This is a genomic window from Actinoplanes sp. KI2 (assembly GCF_025630775.1).
Classification (GTDB): Bacteria; Actinomycetota; Actinomycetes; order Mycobacteriales; family Micromonosporaceae; genus Actinoplanes.
In genome coordinates, this window is sequence record NZ_JAOSZE010000018.1 from 59,201 (window position 1) to 79,599 (window position 20,399).

Here is a 20,399-nt window from a genome sequence, read left to right on the forward strand (position 1 = left end):
CCCTATCGCCGGAGTTTCGCCGCCGCGGCCCCGCAAGCCATCGCTTGACCGGTTCAGTTGACCAGAGCATATTCATTGTCGTGGATGAATCTCCGGAGCTCAGCCGGCGACGGGCGCTTCAGGTGGCGGCCGGCGCGGTCGTGGTGGCCAAGCTTCCGGCCGGCCCGGTCGCGGTGGCCGGGCGGCCGGCCGGGCCGGTGGCGCGGCGGGAGCTGAGCTTCGACGAGGACTGGCTGTTCCGCCGGGGCGACATCGACGGCGGACAGCAGCCGGGACTGGACGACTCCGGGTGGCGGCGACTCGATCTGCCGCACGACTGGGGCATCGAGGACCTCCCGTACGCGATCTCCGACGACGGCGCAGCCACCGCGAACGCCTCCGTGCTGACCACCCAGGTCCCGCCGGCCGAACCCGTCCCGCCCGCGGTGATCGGGCCGTTCGACCCGGCGAGCAGCGCCGGCGGCGGCTCGACCGGCTACACCGTCGGCGGGATCGGCTGGTACCGCAAGCATTTCGACGACCCGGGGCATCGGGTGGAGCTGCGCTTCGACGGGGTCCACCAGAACGCGGACGTCTGGCTCAACGGCGTCCACCTCGGCTTCCACCCGTTCGGCTACACCGCCTTCGCCTACGACCTGACGCCGCACCTGCAGCGGGGTGGCGCCAACCTGCTCGCGGTCCGTGTCGACAACAGCGGGCAGACCAGCCGGTGGTACTCGGGCTCCGGCATCTACCGGCACACGTGGCTGACCGTCACCGGTGCGACCCGCATCCCGCTGTGGGGCATCGCGGCGACGACACCGCTCGTGACGCCGGGGCGCGCCACCGTCCGCGTACAGGTCGACCACGATGGACCCACCCCGGACCGGGTCCGAGTCACCCTGCGCGACCCCTGGAACCAGGCCGTGGCACGCCGTACGGCGGCGCCCGGCACGGCGTGCGAGTTCGAGGTCGCCCGCCCGGCGCTCTGGGACCCGGAGCATCCGCACCTGTACACCGCCGAGGCCGAGCTCCTCACCGGCCGGCGGACGATCGACGCCACCGCGACCACGTTCGGGATCCGCGAGCTGACCTGGGACGGGCAGCTGCGCCTGAACGGCCGCCCGATCCAGGTCGTCGGCGGCTGCATCCACCACGACAACGGCCCGATGGGCGCGGTCGCGCTCGGCAGCTCGGAGGAGCGCCGGGTGCGGCTGCTGCGGGACGCCGGCTTCACCGCACTGCGCACCGCGCACAACCCGCCCTCGCCGGCTCTGCTGGACGCCTGCGACCGGCTCGGCATGCTGGTCATGGACGAGTTCGTGGACGTCTGGGACACCGGCAAGACACCGCAGGACTACTCGGTGCACTTCGCGCAGTGGTGGGAGCGGGACCTGACCAGCATGATCCGGCGGGACCGGAACCACCCGAGCGTGGTGATCTGGTCGCTCGGCAACGAGATCACCGACAACACCCACGGCGTACGCGGTGCGCAGCTGGCAACGCTCCTGCGCAGCCTCGACACCAGCCGGCCGATCACGCTCGGTGGCGGCTCCACGTTCACCGCCGACGACCCCTCGTGGTCCTACGTCGACATCGGCGACGTGCACTACAACGCGAACGGCAAGGGCTACGCGCAGATGCACGCGGCCCACCCGGACAAGCCGATGACGCACAGCGAGGGCTTCCCGGCGACGATCCACCAGGACGCGGTGTTCGTCGAGCAGAACCCGTGGGCGGTCGGCACCTGGATCTGGGCCGCGATGGACTACCTCGGCGAGTCGGGCATCGGCAAGACGCTGATGGCACCGGCCGGGACCGCCGCGACGATCGGCGACCAGAGCGTGCTGCCGGGCTGGTCGATCGCGCGGCTGCTGCACCACGGCTGGGGCGGTTTCGGCTACCCGTACCCGTACTTCGAGGGCAACTGCGGCGACCTGGACCTGATCGGGCAGCGCAAGCCGCAGAACCACTGGCGGACCGCGGTCACCGGCGGCAGCCCGGTCGAGCTGCTGGTCGAGCGCCCGGTCGAGCCCGGCACCGAGCAGGTCGCGGTCTGGTGGGGCTACTACGACGAGCTGGAGAGCTGGACCTGGGACGTGCCCGCCGACCACCCCATGGTCGTGCGCGTCTACACCCCCGGCGACCACGTCCACCTGCTGCGCAACGGCGAACCGGTCGCCGAGGGCGTCCCCGCGCGTGGTGCCGTGGCGCTGACCGTGCCCTACCGGCCGGGCGAGCTGACCGCGATCGCCGGCCGGGCCGGGCGCGAGATCGGCCGCCGCACGCTGCGTACCGCCGGAACGGCCGCCGCGATCGCGCTGGCGCCGGACGTCCGGGCGCTCACCACGGGCCGGGACGACCTGGCCCACGTCCTGGTCACCATCGTGGACCGGGACGGACGCCTCGTCCCGGACGCCGTGCACCGGGTCGCGTTCGAGGTCCGCGGCGCGGGCACCCTCGCGGCCGCGGGCAGCGGCAACCCGCACAACGCCGACAGCTTCCGCCGCCCGCGCCACCACACCTGGCACGGCCGTGCCCTCGCGATCGTGCGACCGGCGAAAACCCCCGGGCTGGTCACCCTCACTGCGTCCGCGCCGGGCCTGCGCCCGGCGAGGATCTCCCTTCCGGTACGCGAACAGCGGTGATCACGCTCGTTCGGGCGGTCGTTCTCGGTACGCGAAAAGCGGTGATCACACTCGTTTGGGCGATCGTTCTCGGTACGCGAAAAACACCGCGACGTCCATTACGGTGACGGGCGTTTGATGCCCACAACGCACGGGAATCCGGCCCGCCAACCCGAGCTCGCCCGGTCGGGGCCAGATCATCAACCGTGTGGCTCTTGCGGGAGTGGTCCACGATGGAAAATCTGCTTGCGGTAGGGTCTGCAATCCCCGTCCGGTTCTTGCGGCGGATTTCATACCTTCCGGAAGCCCGGTTCGTCGTGCCGACACGGGCCGAGACGCGCGGGTGGAAGGCCGGGTGATGAGCGTGCGGACGAGCCGTCCACGCGTCGCCGATCCCTGCGGAGGCGTCGGGTGACCGAACCGCACGCCGGCCTCGCCGGCCTGATCGCGAGCGTGCGCGCCGAAGCCGTCAAGCTGGGCCGGGACGACCTCGCCGCGCTGCTGCCCGCCCCGCCCGGACCGCGCGACAACCTGCTCCGGCCCCGGATCGTGGTCTGCGGCGGACCGGGCCGTGGCAAGTCGCGACTGGTCAACAGCCTGCTCGGCCGGCCCGGACTGGCACCGGTGGGCAGCCGGCCGACGACCGGCGGGTGGATCGAGTTCCGCTACGGGCCCGACGACATCCTCACCGCCGTGCTCAGCGACCCCGGCGATCCGGGAACGCCGCGGCGAGTGCCGATCGGGCTGACCGAGCTTTCCGCGTACGCCACCCTCGCCCAGATCTCCGCTCCCGTGCTCGGCGTCGACGCCCGCCTCGACGCCCCGGTGCTGCGCGACCTGGTCCTGGTCGACACGCCGGGGCTGGGCGGCCCGCACGCGGCCTGGAACGCCGACGCGCTGCTGTTCGTCAGCGACGCGACCGGCCCGGTCACCGAGCACGAGATCGCCTTCCTGGCGGCCGCGACCCAGCACATCGACACGATCGTGGTGGCGGTCAACAAGAGCGACACGGCCGGCCACGACCGCGCCCTCGCCGAGACCCGCAGCCGCCTGGCCGCCCATCCCGACCTGGCCGCCCTCCCGGTCTTCGGCATCTCGGCCCGGCTCGCCGAGCAGGCCGCCCGCCCGGGCACCCCGCGGCACGTGGCCGTGCGGCTGACCGAGCTGGCCGGCACCCGCCAGCTGGTCGACCTGCTGACCTACGCGGCCACCGCCTCGATGCGCCGCCGGCGCGCGACGGTGCAGGCTCATGTGACCACCGCGGTCGTCCGCGAGCTGCTCGCCCACCTCGACCGGCTGGCCGCCCCCGAGGACCAGCTGGACGCCGAGATCGCCACGGTGACCATGCTGCTGGACGGCGGCGGCCTGCTCGGCGCCCGCTTCGAGGAGGCCCGGCGCGCCGCCACCCAGCGGTTCGTCGCCCACGCCGACGCGCTCGGCACCTGGCATCGCGGCGCCGCCGACTCCGGACCCGGCGACGAGCTGGAGATGGTGCCGCCCCGGCTCACCGTCGGCCTCGCCGTCGCCGGCTGGTCCGCGCTGGACCAGACCCAGGACGCGATCCTCGACTCGGTGCGCGACTGCCTCCGTGACGACGTGCTGATACCGCCCGCCGCGGAGCTGAGCCTGCGCCTGCGCTCGCCCGAACCGCCCGCACCGCGATCCGCGGCGCCGGCGGGCGAGGACGGCGTCCGGGCCCGCGACCTGCTGCCCACGCTGACCGGCCTGCTCACCGGCTCGGCGATGGCGCTGACCGTGCTGACCGGCTCGGGCGCGGTCGGCGCGGACCTCGCGCTGGCCGCCTGCGCCGGCTGGTGGGGTCTGCGCGGCGAGGCCGGCACGCAGCACCGCACCCGCCTGTCGACCTGGGTGGAGGCCGCGGTCGCCGAGGCGAAGACGGCCTTCGAGAACGAGCTGCGGCGCCGGGTGAGCGCCGCCCGGCACTACATCGCCGAGGCCCTGCCCCGCCTGCTGGAGGCGCGGCGGGAACGGCTCCTGCGCCTGCGCGCCGATCAGCCGGACCGCCCGACAGGGGAGGAGTCCCGAGCCACGCTCGAGCGCGCGCTCGACGAGCTGTCCCGCCGCACCGCGGCATGACTCGACCGGACCCGAACTGGATCCGCGTGCTGGCGTACGAGCACACGCGGGGATGCCCCTCGCCGACGGGTGCTGTGCGGCGTTGACTGCGCGACCGCGGCATCGACTGGATGCCGTTCGCGGTCGATGAGGTCCGATATTCGCAGGCGTGCGGCAGAGACGCGGACGGACATCCGCGCGCCTGGATCGACATCCGGATCCGGGCGGCCGCGCTGCGGCGTCTCGGCCTCCACCCCGACCAGCCGACCTCGGTGGTGACCGCGCCCAGCCCGCCCGGCTGGTGGCACGCCGCGGCGGAGCGAGCCCGTTCTCGGGGGAAGTACTAGTCCGGGCTGGCCGACTGCGGCGTCACCGCGACGACGTGCTCGGCCACCCAGGACTCGCGGCCGACCAGCTCGAGCTCGGAGAACGACAGATTGGCCAGGGCTCAGCACCGGTCCATGATCGGGCACCGGGGCAAGCGGACTCAGCGCAGTGGGATCTCGGTGCGGTCGCCGGCCGGGCGGGGCCCGAACAGGCGCCGCTCCGACTCGTCGATGCGCAGGTCGTTGATGCTGGCCTCGCGGCGTCGCATCAGCCCCTGGTCGTCGAACTCCCACAGTTCGTTGCCGTAGCTGCGCCACCACTGCCCGCTCGCGTCGTGGCACTCGTACTGGAACCGTACGGCGATCCGGTCCTCGTCGAACGCCCACAGCGACTTGCGCAGCGCGTAGTCCAGCTCGCGCTCCCACTTGGCGGTCAGGAAGGCGACGATCCCGGCGCGCCCGGTGACGAAGACGTCCCGATTGCGCCAGACCGAGTCCTCGGTGTACGCGAGGGCGACCCGCCCGGGGTCACGGGTGTTCCAGGCGTCCTCGGCGGCCTGCACCTTGGCGGCCGCGGTGTCGCGGGTGAACGGCGGTACCGGTGGTCGCACGCGAAGCTCCTCATCACTGATCGGCCACGACGGTCGCCGTGACGATCGCTCGACGCCTTCCAGGCCGCCCGCGACTGGGACGAGCAGTTCGACATCGGACTGCGGATGCAGTTCGACGCCATCGAGGCGTTAGCGCGCCCAGTCGATCTGGGTTGACCGGTAGAAGTTCACGCCCTGCTCGGCCCAGCGCGGTCCGTAGGCCCCGAGCCGCGACCGGAACGAGGCCCAGTCGTGCGAGCTCGACCACCCCAGTTCGGCGATCGCGGCCAGCCGCGGGAACGCCAGGAACTCGATGTCGGCCATCTTCCGCAGGGTCTCCGACCACAGCGGCGCCTCCACGCCCAGCACCGCCTTCGCCGGTACGTCGCTGAGCAGCGTGCCCGGGTCCCAGTCGTACGCGGTCTGCACCTCGATGTAGCCCGCCCAGTCCAGCCCGATCGGGGTTTCCGGGTTGTACTTCTGGTCGAGGTAGGCGAGATTCGCCGGCGACATGACCACCCTGGTGCCCCGCCGGACGGCGGCGGCCAGCGTCGCGTTCGACGTGTCCAGCCCCCAGTACTGCGCGATCGCGGCCGAGGCGGCCGGCGCCGCCGCGATGTCGTGCCAGCCGTACGCGGTCTTGCCGTACTTGGCCACCAGCGGCAGCACCCGTCGCTCGAAGGTCAGATAGTCGGCCGGCGAGGTCGCCTGCGCCTCGTCCCCGCCGATGTGGATGTACGGCCCGGGCGTCATCGCCGCCAGTTCCCGGAGCACGTCGTCGACGAACCTGTACGTGATCTCCTTGCCGATGCACAGCGAGCTGTAGCCCACGTCGGTGTCGGTCCGCGGCGGCGGCGCCACCCCGTCGCAGGTCAGTTCCGGGTACGCCACCTGGGCCGCGTTCACGTGCCCCGGCATGTCGATCTCCGGCACGATGGTGATGTACCGGTCGGCCGCGTAGCGGACCAGGTCCCGGTACTGCGCCTTGGTCAGGTACCCGCCGCCGACCCCGTCCACCCCGGTCCCGGGCGCGCCGCCGACCTGGGCCAGCCGCGGCCACGAGTCGATCTGGATCCGCCAGCCCTGGTCGTCCGCGAGGTGCAGGTGCAGGTAGTTCACCTTGAACCGGCTGATCTCGTCGAGGTACCGCTTGATCTCGTCCGGCGAGTGGAAATGCCGGGCCTCGTCGAGCATCGCCCCGCGATAGGCGAACCGGGGGTAGTCCACGATGTCCCCACCCGGCACCGTCCACCGCTGGTGCCGCGGTGTGCTCGCGTCGATCGCCGCCGGCAGCAGCTGCCGCAGCGTCTGCACGCCCGCGAAGAGCCCGGCGTTCCCGTTGGCCCGCAGCGAAATTTCCGATCTGCGTACGCCGAGCCGATAGCCCTCGGTGCCCAGCCGGGCGCCCACCGGCCCGGTGGCCAGCGAGATCACCGGCGTGCCGCCCGGCGCGTGCGCCACGATCGGCAACGCGTAACCGGTGGCCGGCCGCAGCGCCTCGGCCAGCCGGCGGGCGACGTCGAGCGCGGACGCCGGCGCCGCGATCACCGTCCCGGAGGTGAGCCGGAAATCCGGCCCGCCGGGATGCACCTCGACCGGCGCCGGGATGACGCTGCCGAGGGTCACCGGGGGCGGCGCGGTGACCGCCGAGGCCGCGGCGGGGGCGGCGGTCAACGGCAGGGCGAGGACGAGCAGTGCGGCGAGAGGTACGCGCATACCCCGACGCTACATAAAGCCGCGTCGATCTGTGAAGAGTCCTATCAGAGTTGGACGATCCGGCCCACGTTCGGTCGGACCCGGCCGGCGAGCACGTCCGACCAGGCCGACCGCAACCCGTCCGGGCCGTGGCCGACCTCCGTCGACAGCCACCCGCCGACGGCGCCGGTGAAGCGGTGCCACGCTTCGGCGAAGCGCCGGTCCAGTTCGTCGCGACCCCAGTCGCGGCGGCGCTTGCCCATCTGGACCGGGGCGAAGAACAGTTCGTCGGCCGCGTCGATGTCCGGGACCTGGTTGGTCAGGCCGACCGCGACGTCGCGGACCAGCGACGACCCGAGCTTCGCCCGCAGCTCGGCACGGGTGGCCGGCGTGCCGGAGAGGTCGAGGTAGGCGGTCGGCCCCGGGTCGCCGAGATCGGCGCCGTAGGGGAGCACCTCGTCGTAGCAACCCAGCGATCGCGTGAAGGCGACGTTCCCCGGCGAGGTGAGCCCGATCAGGCGCGGCCCGCTGCCGCGGAGAGAAAGCGCGGCCCCGTACGCCGTCTTGCTCGACGCCGAGGACACCACCAGCGTGGACGCCCCGAAGAAGGCGTTGTCGACCAGGTAGTCGGCGAGCATGAAGGAGGTGAAGAACAGCGGCCGCAGCAGGATCATCAGATCCTCCTGGTCGTGCCGGTAGGCCGGGTCCCCGGTGGTCAGCCGGTACGAGTTGTACGGCGACGGCAGGTCCGCCCGATGCGGCGAGGCGTCGTGGAACCCGGTCTCGTCGATGCGGTCGGCCCGCACGATCAGGTCGGACGCCGGCGGCAGGAACCCGTAGAACCGCCGGCCCTCGAGAACGCCGGGCACCCGGGAGGCCACCACGTCGGCGAACCCCCACAGCGGCGGCAGCCCCCACTCGGGCCCGAGCCCCCGCGCCGCCGGCGGAAAGAAGTCCCAGTACCGCATGGACGAGCCGAGCACCGCGTACGTCACGTTGTTGGCGGTCAGGCCGACCCGATCGACCCGGAGCACTACCTCACCGGATCCCGGCGACGGCGTGTCGCCGTCCGACAAAATGGATTTCTCCAGATTGTCGCGCGAGACCGCGAATGTCCAAGAAGACGACGTCATGAACCGACCGTAGAGGACGAACTCAGAACAGCGCCATCTGCCCCGGCGTCGGATCGCGCCGAGCCGTCAGCCCGCCCCGGAAGACCCACGGCCGCAGCTCCGGCGTCTCCTCCGCCGTCTCGGCCGAGGCGGGCGGCGGGGGAGCCCCGCCCACGAGTGCCCACAGCGACGGCCCGAGATTGATCCCCCGGCCGCGCAGCGCCTGCCGCATCACCAGGTAGTCCAGCGGCAGCCGGGCCGAGGTCAGGGGCGGCAGGGTCAGGTCGTGCCGCATGGTCATCAGTTCCCGGTTGCGCGCGACGGTCTCCCGCGCGCCGGGGCCGGTGAAGGCCGCGGCCGCCTGCGCCCCGACCGCCCCGGCCACCAGCGCGGGCGCCGCCTGCCAGGCCGCCTCCACGCTCCCGAAGGCGGCCAGCAGCTTCTTCGCGGTCGTGGCGCCGAACCGGCGTACGCCATGCAGGTTGTCGGACGGATCGCCGCGCAGCGCCGCGAAGTCCCGGTACTGCGCAGCGGTCACGCCGTACAGCGCGGGCAGCCCGGCCGCGTCGATCAGCACCGCCTCGTCGAAGCCGCCGTTGCGCACCCGCAGCACCGAGGTGGTCTCGTCGATCAGCGCGAACGCGTCCCGGTCGCTGGTCATCAGCACCGACTCCCAGCCGGCCGCCCGGGCCGCCGCGGCCGCGCTGGCCAGCACGTCGTCGGCCTCGTAGGCCGGCGGCACCACGGTGCACACCCCGCAGTCGGCCAGCAGTCGGGGCGCGGCGGCCAACTGGGCGACCAGGTGGTCGGACTTGTCGGGGCGGTGGGCCTTGTACTGCGGGTAGGAGGTGCGGCGGGCCGACGACTCGGGGCAGTCGAAGCCGACGATCACCGCGTCGGGCGAGAGGTGCGCGGCCGCGCGCGCGAGATAGCCGACCAGTCCGCGCAGCGCCCAGATCGGGGAGCCGTCCGGCGCCTGCATGCCCTCGAAGGACCCGGCATGATAGGCGCGGTGCAGCAGGCTGTTCCCGTCCAGGACCAATAGCAGCGGCACCGCAACAGCCTACGCGTGACCCGGCGGGACCATCACTCCCCTGATGGCCCCGCCGGGGGTTCACGGACGTCGTTGTTCACGTTAACAACAAATAACATTGCTGCCCGATTACAACGCTGCTTCAAGAAATGTTAACGATCACAGACGCGCTGTCAAGACGCGCTCCCACCGCGTTTCAACGGACAATCCGGACGTCAAGTAATCGAAAGATGTCAATGTGGAAGGCGCGGCGGGTCAGAAGGCCGGCGGGGCCACGCTGTCCCGCTCGATGAGCTCCGGCGCGATGGTCCGCCGCTCGCCGACCTCGGCCGCCCCGGACACCTGCTCCATCAGCAGCTCCAGCGACGCCGTGGCCACCGCCGCGAAGTCGGGCCGGATGGTGGTCAGCGGCGGCGTGAAGTACGCCGCCTCGGGCACGTCGTCGAAGCCGACGATGCTCACGTCGTCCGGCACCCGGCGGCCGTGCTCGTTGAGCGCCCGCAGCAGCCCCAGCGCGATGTGGTCGTTCGCCGTGAAGACCGCGGTGACGTCGGGCAGCCGGGCCAGCAGCTGGCCGTTGCGGTAGCCCGACCCGGCGCTCCAGTCCCCGGTCAGCAGCGGCGGGATCTCCACCCCGGCGTCGGTCAGCGTCTGCTCCCAGCCACGCACCCGCCCGGCCGCGTCGAACCAGTCGGACGGCCCGGCGATGTGCCACACCGTGCGGTGCCCCGCGTCGAGCAGGCGCTGGGTCGCGGCGCGGGCCCCGGCCTCCTGGTCGACGGTCACCAGGGTGCTCGACCGCTCGGGGTCGCCGTCGATGGTCACCAGCGGCACGTCGGCCGGCAGGTGCTCGAGGGCCGGCCCCGCGCTCTCCACCGGCGCGATCACGACGAGCCCGGCCACCCGCTGGTCCAGGTGACGCTCGACGGCCTCGGTGATGGACAGCTGGTCCAGGCTGCGCACGCTGCTCACGTTCACCGCGAAGCCGACCGCCTGGGCCGCCTCCTCGAACGCGGTCAGCATCGACGCCGGGCCGAACAGCGACGAGTTCTGCGCGACCACCCCGATCACCTGGGACGTGCCCGTGACCAGGGCACGAGCCGCCCGGTCGGGCCGGTACCCCAGCTCGGCGATCGCCGCCCGCACCTTGAGCCGGGTCTGCTCGCTCACGTTCTTGTGCTCGTTCAGCACCCGCGAAACGGTCTGATGTGACACCCCCGCCAGCCGGGCGACGTCCATCATGCCCGGCGGCCGTCCGCGCTTCACGCTCACCGACACCCCGCATCCCGCTGTTGCGGGCAGAATATCCCCTCACCGCAGCCCGCCCGCCAGCAGCTGATACGCCGCGTTCCAGCGAAGCTCCCGGCGGATCGACGAAGGCGTGCTCGCGCCATCGATGAGAACCAATTCGGTGCGGGTCAGCTCGGCGAACTGCTCGACCACCCCGGCGTCCAGCGCGGTGCTCAGCACGGTGTGGTGCGGACCGCCCGCCATCAGCCAGCACTCGGCCGAGGTGGGCAGGTCGGGGGCCGGTTCCCAGACCGCCGAGGCGACCGGCAGGGCGGTCAGCTCGGCATCCGGCGGCACCACGGTGATCACGTTGCCGACCAGCCGGAACCGGTCGCCCATGTCACAGATTCCGACGACCACGCCCGGGCCCGGCGCGGCCGAGAACTTCAGGCGTACCGGGTCCTCGCGGCCGCCGATCGACAGCGGATGGATCTCCAGCGACGGCCGCGCGGCGGCGATCGACGGGCAGACCTCGAGCATGTGCGCACCGAGGATGCGCTGCGGCCCCGGCCCGAGGTGGTAGGTGTAGTCCTCCATGAACGAGGTGCCGCCCGGCAGGCCGCCAGCGGCCGCCTTGAGGGTCGCGAGCAGCATGGACGTCTTCCAGTCGCCCTCGCCGCCGAAGCCGTACCCGTCGGCCATCAGCCGCTGCACCGCAAGTCCCGGCAGCTGCCGGAGCCCGCCCAGGTCCTCGAAATTCGTCGTAAAAGCCCCGAAGCCGCCATCGCGCAGGAAACGCCGGAGCCCCGCTTCGATCTGCGCTCCATACCGGAGCGACTCGTGCCGGTCGCCGTCCTTGCGCAGTTCCGCTGACAAATCGTAAATATCCGAGTACTCCGCGACCAGCGCGTCCACCTCCGACGAGGGCACGTCGTTGACGACCTCGACAAGATCATTGACGCCGTACGTGTTGACCGACACGCCGAAGTGCCGCTCGGCCTCGACCTTGTCGCCCTCGGTGACCGCGACGTCGCGCATGTTGTCCCCGAAGCGGGCCAGCCGCAGCGAGCGCATGGTGGCGACCGCGACCGAGGCGCGCACCCACTCGCCGACCCGTTCGGCGGTCCGCGGCTCGGACGCGTGCCCGGCCACGGTCGTGCGGGCCACCCCGAGCCGGGTCTGCACGTACCCGAACTCGCGGTCGCCGTGCGCGGCCTGGTTGAGGTTCATGAAGTCCATGTCGATGGTCGCCCACGGCAGTTCCCGGTGCGCCTGGGTGTGCAGGTGCAGCAGCGGCTTGCGCAGCGCCTCCAACCCGCTGATCCACATCTTGGCCGGGGAGAAGGTGTGCATCCAGGCGATCACCCCGACGCAGCGCTCGTCGGCGTTCGCGGCGGTCATCACGGCCTTGATGCCGGCCGAGTCGGTGAGCACCGGCCGCCACACGATCGGCAGCGGGATGCCGGCGGCGCCGTCCAGCTGCGCGACGACCTCCTGCGACTGGGCCGCGACCTGGGCGAGGGTCTGTTCGCCGTAGAGGCCCTGGCTGCCGGTCAGGAACCAGATCTCCCGGCCTGCGAATGGATTCATCGCCTATCCCCGTTCGGTGAGATTGCCGTAGTACGCGTCGGGCCCGTGCTTGCGGGTGTAGTGCCGGCGGACCAGATGCTCGGGCGGCTTCGCGGCGGAGTTGAGCCCGAGCGTGCGGATCGCGATCTCGGCGACCGCCTCGCAGACGATCGCCGTCTCGAGGGACTTCGTCGCGGTGGGCCCCCAGGTGAACGGGCCGTGGCTGGCGGACAGCACGGCCGGCACCGCCTCGCAGTCGCCGTCCAGCGCGTCGAGGATGGCCAGCCCGGTGTTGCGCTCGTAGTCCCGCGCGCACTCCTGGGCGGTCAGGTCGCGGGTGCACCGGATCGGCCCGTCGAAGCTGTCGGCGTGCGTGGTGCCCAGCACCGGGATGTCCCGCCGGGCCTGGGCGAACGCGACCGCGCTGGTGGAGTGCGTGTGGGTGATCCCGCCGATCGCCGGGAAGGCCTGGTAGAGCAGCCGGTGGGTCTCGCTGTCGACGGACGGCTTGAGCGTGCCGCCGACCACCCGCCCGCTCTCGATCTCGACGGTGACCAGGCTGTCCACGGTCAGCTCGTGGTACGGGACGCCGGACGGCTTGATCACGTACACCCCGGCGCCGCGGTCGACTCCGGAGACGTTTCCCCAGGTCAGCGTGGCCAGACCGGCCTCCGGGATCCGGCGGTTGGCCTCCAGCACCTCCTGCAGCAGGTCCCTCATGTGACGGCCTCCCGGCGCAGCTTCCGCAGCCGCCGCATCACGTCGTTGCCGTGCCGGCCGAAGTAGTCGACGAGGGTGCGGTACTCGGCGTAGAGCGCGTCGTACCGGTCGGCGTCCGCCTCGTCCGGCAACCAGGCGTCGCGGGTGACCCGGCCCATCGCCGCGGCGGCCGCCCGGATGTCCGGGTAGGCGCCGGCCGCGACCGCGGCGTGCAGGGCCGAGCCGAGCGCCGAGCCCTGGTCGGAGTCGAGCAGCCCGATCGGCAGCCGCAGCACGTCCGCGTAGATCTGCATGACGAGCGGGTTCTTCTGCAGCCCGCCGGTGGCGATCAGCTCGGTGACCGGCACCCCGGAGTCGCGGAACGCCTCGATGATCAGCCGGGTGCCGTACGCGGTGGCCTCGACCAGCGCCCGGTAGATGTCCTCGGCCCGGGTTGCCAGGGTCTGCCCGACGATCGTGCCGGACAGCTCATGGTCGACCAGCGGCGACCGGTTGCCGGAGTGCCAGTCGAGCGCGATCAACCCGTGCCCGCCGACCGGCTGGGCGGCGGCCTTCTCGCTGAGCAGCTCGTGCACGGAGATGCCGCGGGCTTCCGCTTCGGCGTGATAGGCGGGCGGGACGCCGTTCTCGACGAACCAGCCGAAGATGTCGCCGACCCCAGACTGGCCGGCCTCGTACCCCCACAGGCCCGGCACGATGCCGCCCTCGACGACCCCGCACATGCCGGGCACCTCGCGCAGCACGTCGGAGCTGAGCACATGGCAGGTGGAGGTGCCCATGATCATGACCAGCGTGCCGGGCGAAACTGCCTGCGCGGCCGGCGCTGAGACGTGCGCGTCGACGTTGCCGACCGCCACCGCGACCCCGGTGTGCAGACCGGTCCATTCCGCGGCCTCGGCGGTCAGCGTGCCGGCCGCCTGCCCGAGCTCGCCGATCGGCACGTCGAGGCGGGTCTCGGCGAAGTCCCCGAACGCCGGGTTCAGCTCGCGCAGGTACGCGGGGGAGGGGTAGTGCCCGTCGACGTACTGTCCCTTGTAGCCGGCCGTGCAGGCGTTGCGCAGGTAGGTGCCGGTCATCCGCCAGACGATCCAGTCGGCCGCCTCGACCCAGTACCGGGTGGCCGCCCACACCCGCGGCGCCTCCTCGACCACCTGCAGCGCCTTGGCCAGCTCCCACTCCGAGCTGATCAGCCCGCCGAAGCGGCGCAGCCACGGCTCGCCGCGTTTGGCGGCCAGTTCAGTGATCCGGTCGGCCTGCGGCTGGGCCGCGTGGTGCTTCCACAATTTCACGTACGCGTGCGGATCGGTCTCGAAGGTCTCCAGCTCGCACAGCGGGGTGCCGTCCTCGAGTGTGGGCAGCACGGTGCAGGCGGTGAAGTCGGTCGCCAGCCCGATGACGTCGGCCGGATCGACACCGGCGGCCCGGATCGCGGCCGGCACCGCGTTCTTGAGCACGTCGACGTAGTCCGAGGGCACCTGGAGGGCCCAGTCCGGCGGCAGCCTCCGGCCGTGCAGTTCAAGATCAACAACACCGTGTGTGTACGCGTGGACCGCGGAACCCAGTTCGGCGCCGTCGGCCACCCGGACGACCACCGCCCGCCCGGACAGCGTCCCGAAGTCGACCCCGATCACCAGGGGGGTTTCGGTCATGGACTCTTCTCCTCAGTGGCCGGCGGACCGACCGTCGCGCGGGGGATGAGCACGGGCTCGACCAGGGCGTTCTCGGTGGAGCCGGCGCCGGTCGCGAGCTGGTCGAGCAGCAGGCGGACGGCTTCCCGGCCGACCTCGGCGAACTCCTGCCGCACGGTGGTCAGCCCGGGGTGGAAGTACCCGGCCTCGGGCACGTCGTCGAAGCCGACCAGGCTGATGTCCTCGGGGATGCGCCGCCCGTGCTCGGCCATCGCCCGCATGATGCCGAGCGCGACGTGGTCGTTGGCCGCGAAGATCGCCGTGCAGTCCGGGATCCGGGCGAGCATCCGCCCGCACTGATAGCCCGACGCCGCCGACCAGCCGGCCCGGGTCATCGGCGGCGCCACCGCCCCCGCCTCGGCCAGCGCGGCCCGCCAGCCCTCCTCGCGGGCGCGGCTGCCGTGCCACGGCTCGGGGCCGGCCACGTGCCACACCGTGCGGTGGCCCGCCTCGAGCAGGTGCCGGGTGGCGAGCATGCCGCCGGCGTACTGGTCGACGGCGACGTTCGCACACTCCCACTCGGGAACGCCGTCCACGGTCACGATCGGAACCCCGTCCGGCACCAGCCGCATCGCCTCCGCGGCCGCGTCGACCGGGGCGATGAAGACCAGCCCCGCCGCGCCCTGCTGGACCAGCCGCTCGACGATCCGCCGGGACGCGGCGGTGGCGTCGTACCCCGCGACGTGCCCGACGGTGAGCGACAGGTCGGCGCCGAGCGCCGCCTCGCCGATGGCCTGCACCATGCTGGACGGCCCGTACAGCGTGGTGTTCTGGGCCACCACGCCGATCACGTTGGACCGGCCGGTCGCCAGCACCCGCGCCGACAGGTTGCGCCGGTAGCCGAGCTCGGCGATCGCGGCGAGGACCCGGGTGCGGGTGGTGGCCGACACGTGCGGGTGCCCGTTGAGCACCCGGGAGACGGTTTGGTGCGAGACGCCGGCGCGGGCCGCGACATCGGACATCACCGGCCCGCGCTGGGGCGGGGAGGAGGGCGTCATGTCTCGCTCGTGCCCGTCCGCCGGCTGAGCACCGCCTGCAGGATGACCACCACCAGCAGGAATGCGCCGGAGACGACCTGCTGCACGTACGAGTTGAGGTTGGCGCCCTGCACGATCAGGTTTTGAATCACGAACAGCAGCAGCACGCCGGCCAGGGTGCCGACCATCGAGCCGACGCCGCCGGAGAGCAGGGTCCCGCCGATCACCACGGCGGCGATCGCGGAGAGTTCGTAAGCGTCACCGATGCGCGCCTCCTGGCCGCCGCCGGAGAGCGCCGTCGTGAGGACGCCGGAGAGGCCGGCACACAGGCCGCTCACGACGTACACAATGGTCTGTGTGCGCTTGACGGGCAAGCCCATCAGCTCCGCCGCGCCCTGGTTGCCACCCACTGCCTGAACGGACTGTCCGAACGGGGTGCGGTTGAGCGCCCACCAGCCGATCGCGAAGACCAGCAGCATGATCCAGACCGGGGTCCCGATGGTGGCGAGGGAGCCGGTGCCGAGGGCCTCGAAGGCCAGGCGGCCCTGGATCTTCGGGTGGTCGTTGCCCTCGTGGGTGATGTAGAAGACCAGCCCTCGTACGCCGGTGAGGCCGGCCAGGGTGACGATGAAGGCGGGCAGCCGCCACCGGGCGATGATCAGCCCCTGGATCAGGCCGACCAGGCCGGCCGCGAGCATCGCGTAGAGGACCGCGATGAACGAGCCGCGCGGGGCGTACATGGCGCTGATGATGGTGGCGAGGGCGTAGGTCGAGCCGACCGACAGGTCGATGCCGCCGCAGATGATCACGAAGGTCATGCCGGCCGCGATGATCCCGATGAACGAGGCCGAGAGGGCCACGTTGCGCAGGTTGTCGGCGGTGCCGAAGGTCGGCACCAGCAGCGTGCCGAGGACGACCACCAGGATCAGCACGGCCACCGCGCCGTTGCGGGAGATCAGCGAGGTGAGTGCCCGGGCCCGGGCGCGGGCGGCCTCCCGGCCACCGTGGTCGGCGGCCACCGCCACCGTCTTCTGCTGCTTGGTCGCGGGGGCGGTCATCGGGAGCTCCTTGACGGGCGCTGGACGTAGACGGCGGCGATGATGATCACTGCCTCGACCATGCGGGCGACCGAGTCGGGCGCGTTGTGCGAGACGAGCGTGGTCTCCAGCAGCTGCAGGAGGATCGCGCCGGTGACCGTGCCGAGGACGCGGACCCGGCCGCCGTTCAGCGAGGTGCCGCCGACGACCACGGCGGTGATGGCGCTCAGCTCCATCAGCAGGCCGATGTAGGACGGGTCGCTGGCCCGAAGCCGGGCGGTGGCGATCACGCCGGCCACCGCGGCGAGCGTGCCGGAGATCGCGTAGACCACGATCAGCGTGCGGCGCACCGGGAGACCGGCCAGCACGCTGGCCCGCCGGTTGCCGCCGATGGCGAGCAGCCGGTAGCCGAACGCGGTGCGGCGGACCAGGAACGCGACCGCCACCGCGAGCAGGGCGGCGACGATCATCACGTACGGGATGCCGAGGAACTTGCCGAGCCGCACCGTCTTGAAGAACGGCACGAACAGCTCGACCAGCGCGCCGCCGGTGATGACCAGGGCGATGCCGCGGCCGGCCACCAGCACGCCGAGCGTGGCGACGATCGGCTGCACCCGGGCGATCGCCACGACCAGGCCGTTGAAGACGCCGACGATCAGGCCAGCGGCGGCCGCGGCGAGCATCGCGACCCCGATCGGCGCGCCGCCGGTGACGAACTTGGCCAGCACCGCGCTGGCGATCGCCATGATCGAGCCGACCGACAGGTCGACGCCGCCGGTGCCGATCACCAGCGCCATCCCGAGCGACACGATGATCACCGGAGGCACCTGCGCGAACAGCAGCTGCGCGGTGTCCACCGCGACGAAGTTCGGCGTGGCGATCACGTTGTAGACGATGAGCAGGACCAGGGCGATGTAGACGCCGTGCTCGCGGGTCCAGGCGGCGACCGCCGTCCGGTCCTTCCACGTCGCGGTCAGGGTGGTCATGCCTCGGCCTCTATCTGCTCCGACGCGGCATCCGCGATCAGGTCCATGATCTTGTCCTCACTGATGTCCTCGCCGACGAGGCGGCCGAGCTGGGCGCCGTCGCGCAGCACCACGACCGCGTCCGAGCCCTCGACGACCTCCTCGAGCTCGCTGGAGATGAGCACCACGGCCATCCCCTTCTCGGCCAGCTCCGCGACCAGGGCCTGCACCTCGGCCTTCGCGCCGACGTCGATGCCCCGGGTCGGCTCGTCCAGCAGCAGCACCCGCGGGTTCAGGCAGAGCAGCCGGGCCAGCAGCACCTTCTGCTGGTTGCCGCCGGACAGCTCGGAAACCTTCTGGTGGGGGCTCGACGCCTTGATCCGCAGCCGGTCCATGAAGGTCTTGACGATGTCGTCGACCCGCTTGCGGGAGACCAGGCCGGCCTTGGTGAGCTGGGGCAGCGCGGCCAGGCCGATGTTGTCCCGGATCGACATGTCCGGGATGATCCCCTCGGCCTTGCGGTCCTCGGGCAGCATCGCGAGGCCCTGCCGGATCCGGGAGGCGGGGGTCTGATGGGTCAGCGCCTTGCCGTCCACCTCGATGTCGCCGGAGTCCAGCGGCAGCGCCCCGAAGATCGCCTTCGCCGTCTCGCTGCGGCCCGAGCCGAGCAGACCGGCCAGGCCGACCACCTCGCCCGGCCGGACGACCACCGACACGTCCTCGAGGATCAGCCGCCGGTTGAGGTGCTCGGCGCGCAGCACCGGGTCGCCCTCGATGGTCTTGGTGTGCCCGGCGAGCTTGGTGCGGCCGTCCTTCTCCAGCTCGGCGGCGTCCCGGCCGAGCATCCGGGAGATGAGCTGACGCCGGGTCAGCTCCTTGGTGGGGCCGGTCGAGACCAGCTTGCCGTCGCGCAGGACGGTGATCGTGTCGCAGGCCCGGAACACCTCGTCCAGCTTGTGCGACACGTACACGATCGCCACGCCCTTCGCCTTGAGCTGGGCGACCAGGTCGAGCAGCAGGTCGACCTCGCGCGGCTCGAGCGACGACGTCGGCTCGTCCATGATGACGACGCTGGCGTCGGTCTCGACCGCCCGCGCGATCGCCACCATCTGCTGGATGCCCAGGCCGAGCTCGCCGAGCGGGCGCTTGACGTCCGCGACGATCCCGTACCGCTTGAGCGCCTCGCCGGACTCCAGGTTCATCCGCTTGAGGTCGAGCGAGCCGAACCGGGTCGGCTCGCGGCCCAGGAAGAAGTTCCGGGCGACGCTCAGCTGCGGCGCCAGGTGCACCTCCTGGTAGATGGTGGCGATCCCGGCATGCTGCGCGCTGCGGGGCGAGTCGAAGGCCACGTTCTCGCCCCGCAGCTGCACCGATCCGCTGTCCAGCTGATACACGCCGGTGATCAGCTTGATCAGCGTCGACTTCCCGGCCCCGTTCTCGCCGACCAGTGCGTGCACCGAGCCCGCGTGCAGCTCGATCGAGACATCCTCGAGGGCACGTACCCCGGCGAACCGTTTACTGGCCGACGTGACAGCCAACACCGGCGTGGACATCAGTAGGCCTTGCCGGAGCTGAGGGCCTCAGCGGCGTTGGACTTGTCGTACTGGTTGTCGGTGGTGATGGTCACCGCCGGTGCGCCGTCGCCGTTCACGTACGCCTCGAGCGCGGCCTGCGAGGCCGGGCCGAACGCCGGGTTGGACTCGATCACGGCGTCGAAGTTGCCGTCCACGATGGCCTGCACGGCGCCCTTGGTGCCGTCGATCGAGACGATGTGCACCTTGTCGATGCCGGACTTGCCGGCGTCGTCGAGCGCGGCGAGCGCGCCCAGGCCCATCTCGTCGTTCTCGGCGTAGATCGCGTTGACGTCCGGGTGGGCCTGCAGCATCGTCTCGGTGACGCTCTTGCCCTTCTCCCGGGTGAAGTCGGCGGTCTGCTGGAAGATGACCTGGATGCCGGTCGCGTTCTTGGCCTTGAGCTGGTCGAGGAAGCCGGCGGTGCGGTCGTCGGTGACGTTCACGCCGGACGCGCCGAGCAGGATGGCCAGCTTGGCGTTGCCGCCGGTCGCCTTGATCATCGCGTCCGCGGCGCGGCGGCCCTGCTCGACGAAGTCCGAGCCGAGCTGCGGGCCGACCTCCTTGCAGCCCTGCACGCCGGTGATGTTCCGGTCGACCGGGATCATCGCGACCTTCTTGGACTTGGCGTACGCGATCGCGTCGCCCAGGCCGGTCGAGTTGATCGGCGAGAAGATGATCGCCTTCGCGCCCTTGTCGATCATGCCCTTGATGTCGCTGTTCTCCTGCTGCACGTTCGACTGCGCGTTCGTGGTGAGCAGGTGCCAGCCCTTGGCCTTGGCCGTCTCGACCTGGGACTTGGTGGAGGCGATCCGGAACGGGTTGGCCTCCTTCTCCGACTGCGCCCAGCCGATCGTGTCCTTGGCAAAATCGATCTTGCCGATGCCCAGGTCGGAGCCCTTGCACAGCGGGCCGTACTGGGCCGAGACGCCCTGCGGCTTGGCGGTGGTGAGCAGCTCGGTGCCGCCGGCCGCGGTGATCGCCGCGGGCACGCCGTTGGTGGCGGCGCCGAGCGTGGTGGAGACCGGGGCGGCGGAGGCGTCGGAGCCGGAGCCCGAGCTGTTGTTGCTGCCGGTGCTGCAAGCGGAGAGAAGAGCGGCCGCGGTGGCGGCGGAGGCCGCGACGGCGATCCTGCGACGTGCCTTCATGCGAAATCGTCCTTTGCGCTGGGGTGAGAGGAACCCGGGGGAGCGGGCGGTTGAAC

16 protein-coding genes are annotated in these 20,399 nt (G+C 71.9%); 3 read left to right on the forward strand and 13 right to left on the reverse strand.

Features of this window, described 5'->3' with window-relative positions; all coding sequences use genetic code 11:
- The first annotated feature begins 80 nt into the window (after positions 1–80).
- The 3 genes from ODJ79_RS20185 (at position 81) to ODJ79_RS20195 (ending at position 5,029) form a co-directional block, all read left to right on the forward strand.
- Complete coding sequence (locus ODJ79_RS20185) at positions 81–2,627, forward strand: glycoside hydrolase family 2 TIM barrel-domain containing protein (RefSeq protein WP_263025052.1); 2,547 nt, start codon at positions 81–83, stop codon at positions 2,625–2,627.
- Positions 2,628–3,017: 390 nt separating this feature from the next.
- Positions 3,018–4,703 carry a dynamin family protein gene (locus ODJ79_RS20190; protein ID WP_263025053.1) on the forward strand — a complete coding sequence of 562 codons (1,686 nt, stop codon included), beginning with the start codon at positions 3,018–3,020 and terminating at the stop codon, positions 4,701–4,703.
- A 110-nt stretch (positions 4,704–4,813) separates the two neighbouring features.
- A complete protein-coding gene (locus ODJ79_RS20195; RefSeq protein ID WP_263025054.1) occupies positions 4,814–5,029 on the forward strand; it encodes a hypothetical protein in 216 nt (71 codons plus the stop codon).
- Positions 5,030–5,169: 140 nt separating this feature from the next.
- Here ODJ79_RS20195 and ODJ79_RS20200 read toward each other — a convergent pair whose 3' ends face one another.
- The 13 genes from ODJ79_RS20200 to ODJ79_RS20260 all read right to left on the reverse strand — a co-directional run bounded on the left by ODJ79_RS20200 (position 5,170) and on the right by ODJ79_RS20260 (position 20,343).
- On the reverse strand, positions 5,170–5,619 hold the full coding sequence (locus ODJ79_RS20200; RefSeq protein ID WP_263025055.1) for a nuclear transport factor 2 family protein: 450 nt from the start codon (positions 5,617–5,619) through the stop codon (positions 5,170–5,172).
- 129 nt (positions 5,620–5,748) lie between these two features.
- A complete protein-coding gene (locus ODJ79_RS20205) occupies positions 5,749–7,314 on the reverse strand; it encodes a beta-N-acetylhexosaminidase (RefSeq protein WP_263025056.1) in 1,566 nt (521 codons plus the stop codon).
- A 44-nt stretch (positions 7,315–7,358) separates the two neighbouring features.
- On the reverse strand, positions 7,359–8,426 hold the full coding sequence (locus ODJ79_RS20210; protein WP_263025057.1) for a DUF2855 family protein: 1,068 nt from the start codon (positions 8,424–8,426) through the stop codon (positions 7,359–7,361).
- A 22-nt stretch (positions 8,427–8,448) separates the two neighbouring features.
- Complete coding sequence (locus ODJ79_RS20215) at positions 8,449–9,459, reverse strand: 5'-3' exonuclease H3TH domain-containing protein (protein WP_263025058.1); 1,011 nt, start codon at positions 9,457–9,459, stop codon at positions 8,449–8,451.
- Positions 9,460–9,693: 234 nt separating this feature from the next.
- Positions 9,694–10,680 carry a LacI family DNA-binding transcriptional regulator gene (locus ODJ79_RS20220; RefSeq protein ID WP_263025164.1) on the reverse strand — a complete coding sequence of 329 codons (987 nt, stop codon included), beginning with the start codon at positions 10,678–10,680 and terminating at the stop codon, positions 9,694–9,696.
- Positions 10,681–10,749: 69 nt separating this feature from the next.
- Positions 10,750–12,258 (reverse strand): L-arabinose isomerase, encoded by a 1,509-nt coding sequence (gene araA / locus ODJ79_RS20225; protein ID WP_263025059.1) that lies wholly within the window; start codon positions 12,256–12,258, stop codon positions 10,750–10,752.
- Positions 12,259–12,261: 3 nt separating this feature from the next.
- Entirely contained in the window at positions 12,262–12,957 is a 696-nt protein-coding gene (gene araD / locus ODJ79_RS20230) for an L-ribulose-5-phosphate 4-epimerase AraD (RefSeq protein WP_263025060.1), read from the reverse strand.
- On the reverse strand, positions 12,954–14,606 hold the full coding sequence (gene araB / locus ODJ79_RS20235; protein ID WP_263025061.1) for a ribulokinase: 1,653 nt from the start codon (positions 14,604–14,606) through the stop codon (positions 12,954–12,956). Before araB ends, araD begins: the two co-directional genes overlap by 4 nt.
- A complete protein-coding gene (locus tag ODJ79_RS20240) occupies positions 14,603–15,607 on the reverse strand; it encodes a LacI family DNA-binding transcriptional regulator (protein WP_411267356.1) in 1,005 nt (334 codons plus the stop codon). The genes araB and ODJ79_RS20240 overlap by 4 nt, the downstream gene beginning before the upstream one ends.
- 32 nt (positions 15,608–15,639) lie before the next feature.
- Entirely contained in the window at positions 15,640–16,680 is a 1,041-nt protein-coding gene (locus ODJ79_RS20245) for an ABC transporter permease (RefSeq protein ID WP_263025063.1), read from the reverse strand.
- Positions 16,677–17,645 (reverse strand): ABC transporter permease, encoded by a 969-nt coding sequence (locus ODJ79_RS20250; RefSeq protein ID WP_263025064.1) that lies wholly within the window; start codon positions 17,643–17,645, stop codon positions 16,677–16,679. Before ODJ79_RS20250 ends, ODJ79_RS20245 begins: the two co-directional genes overlap by 4 nt.
- The gene (locus ODJ79_RS20255; protein ID WP_263025065.1) at positions 17,642–19,177 is read right to left on the reverse strand and encodes a sugar ABC transporter ATP-binding protein; all 1,536 of its coding nucleotides are present in this window, start codon (positions 19,175–19,177) and stop codon (positions 17,642–17,644) included. The genes ODJ79_RS20250 and ODJ79_RS20255 overlap by 4 nt, the downstream gene beginning before the upstream one ends.
- Positions 19,177–20,343 (reverse strand): substrate-binding domain-containing protein, encoded by a 1,167-nt coding sequence (locus ODJ79_RS20260; protein WP_263025066.1) that lies wholly within the window; start codon positions 20,341–20,343, stop codon positions 19,177–19,179. The genes ODJ79_RS20255 and ODJ79_RS20260 overlap by 1 nt, the downstream gene beginning before the upstream one ends.
- Between the last annotated feature and the right edge of the window lie 56 nt (positions 20,344–20,399).

Coding starts and splice junctions, on each gene's coding strand:
- ODJ79_RS20195 (WP_263025054.1), top strand. CDS start 4,814: ATGCCGTTCGCGGTCGATGAGGTCCGATATTCGCAGGCGTGCGGCAGA.
- ODJ79_RS20205 (WP_263025056.1), bottom strand. CDS start 7,314: ATGCGCGTACCTCTCGCCGCACTGCTCGTCCTCGCCCTGCCGTTGACC.
- ODJ79_RS20210 (WP_263025057.1), bottom strand. CDS start 8,426: ATGACGTCGTCTTCTTGGACATTCGCGGTCTCGCGCGACAATCTGGAG.
- ODJ79_RS20220 (WP_263025164.1), bottom strand. CDS start 10,680: ATGATGGACGTCGCCCGGCTGGCGGGGGTGTCACATCAGACCGTTTCG.
- araA (WP_263025059.1), bottom strand. CDS start 12,258: ATGAATCCATTCGCAGGCCGGGAGATCTGGTTCCTGACCGGCAGCCAG.
- araD (WP_263025060.1), bottom strand. CDS start 12,957: ATGAGGGACCTGCTGCAGGAGGTGCTGGAGGCCAACCGCCGGATCCCG.
- araB (WP_263025061.1), bottom strand. CDS start 14,606: ATGACCGAAACCCCCCTGGTGATCGGGGTCGACTTCGGGACGCTGTCC.
- ODJ79_RS20240 (WP_411267356.1), bottom strand. CDS start 15,607: ATGTCCGATGTCGCGGCCCGCGCCGGCGTCTCGCACCAAACCGTCTCC.
- ODJ79_RS20245 (WP_263025063.1), bottom strand. CDS start 16,680: ATGACCGCCCCCGCGACCAAGCAGCAGAAGACGGTGGCGGTGGCCGCC.
- ODJ79_RS20250 (WP_263025064.1), bottom strand. CDS start 17,645: ATGACCACCCTGACCGCGACGTGGAAGGACCGGACGGCGGTCGCCGCC.
- ODJ79_RS20255 (WP_263025065.1), bottom strand. CDS start 19,177: ATGTCCACGCCGGTGTTGGCTGTCACGTCGGCCAGTAAACGGTTCGCC.
- ODJ79_RS20260 (WP_263025066.1), bottom strand. CDS start 20,343: ATGAAGGCACGTCGCAGGATCGCCGTCGCGGCCTCCGCCGCCACCGCG.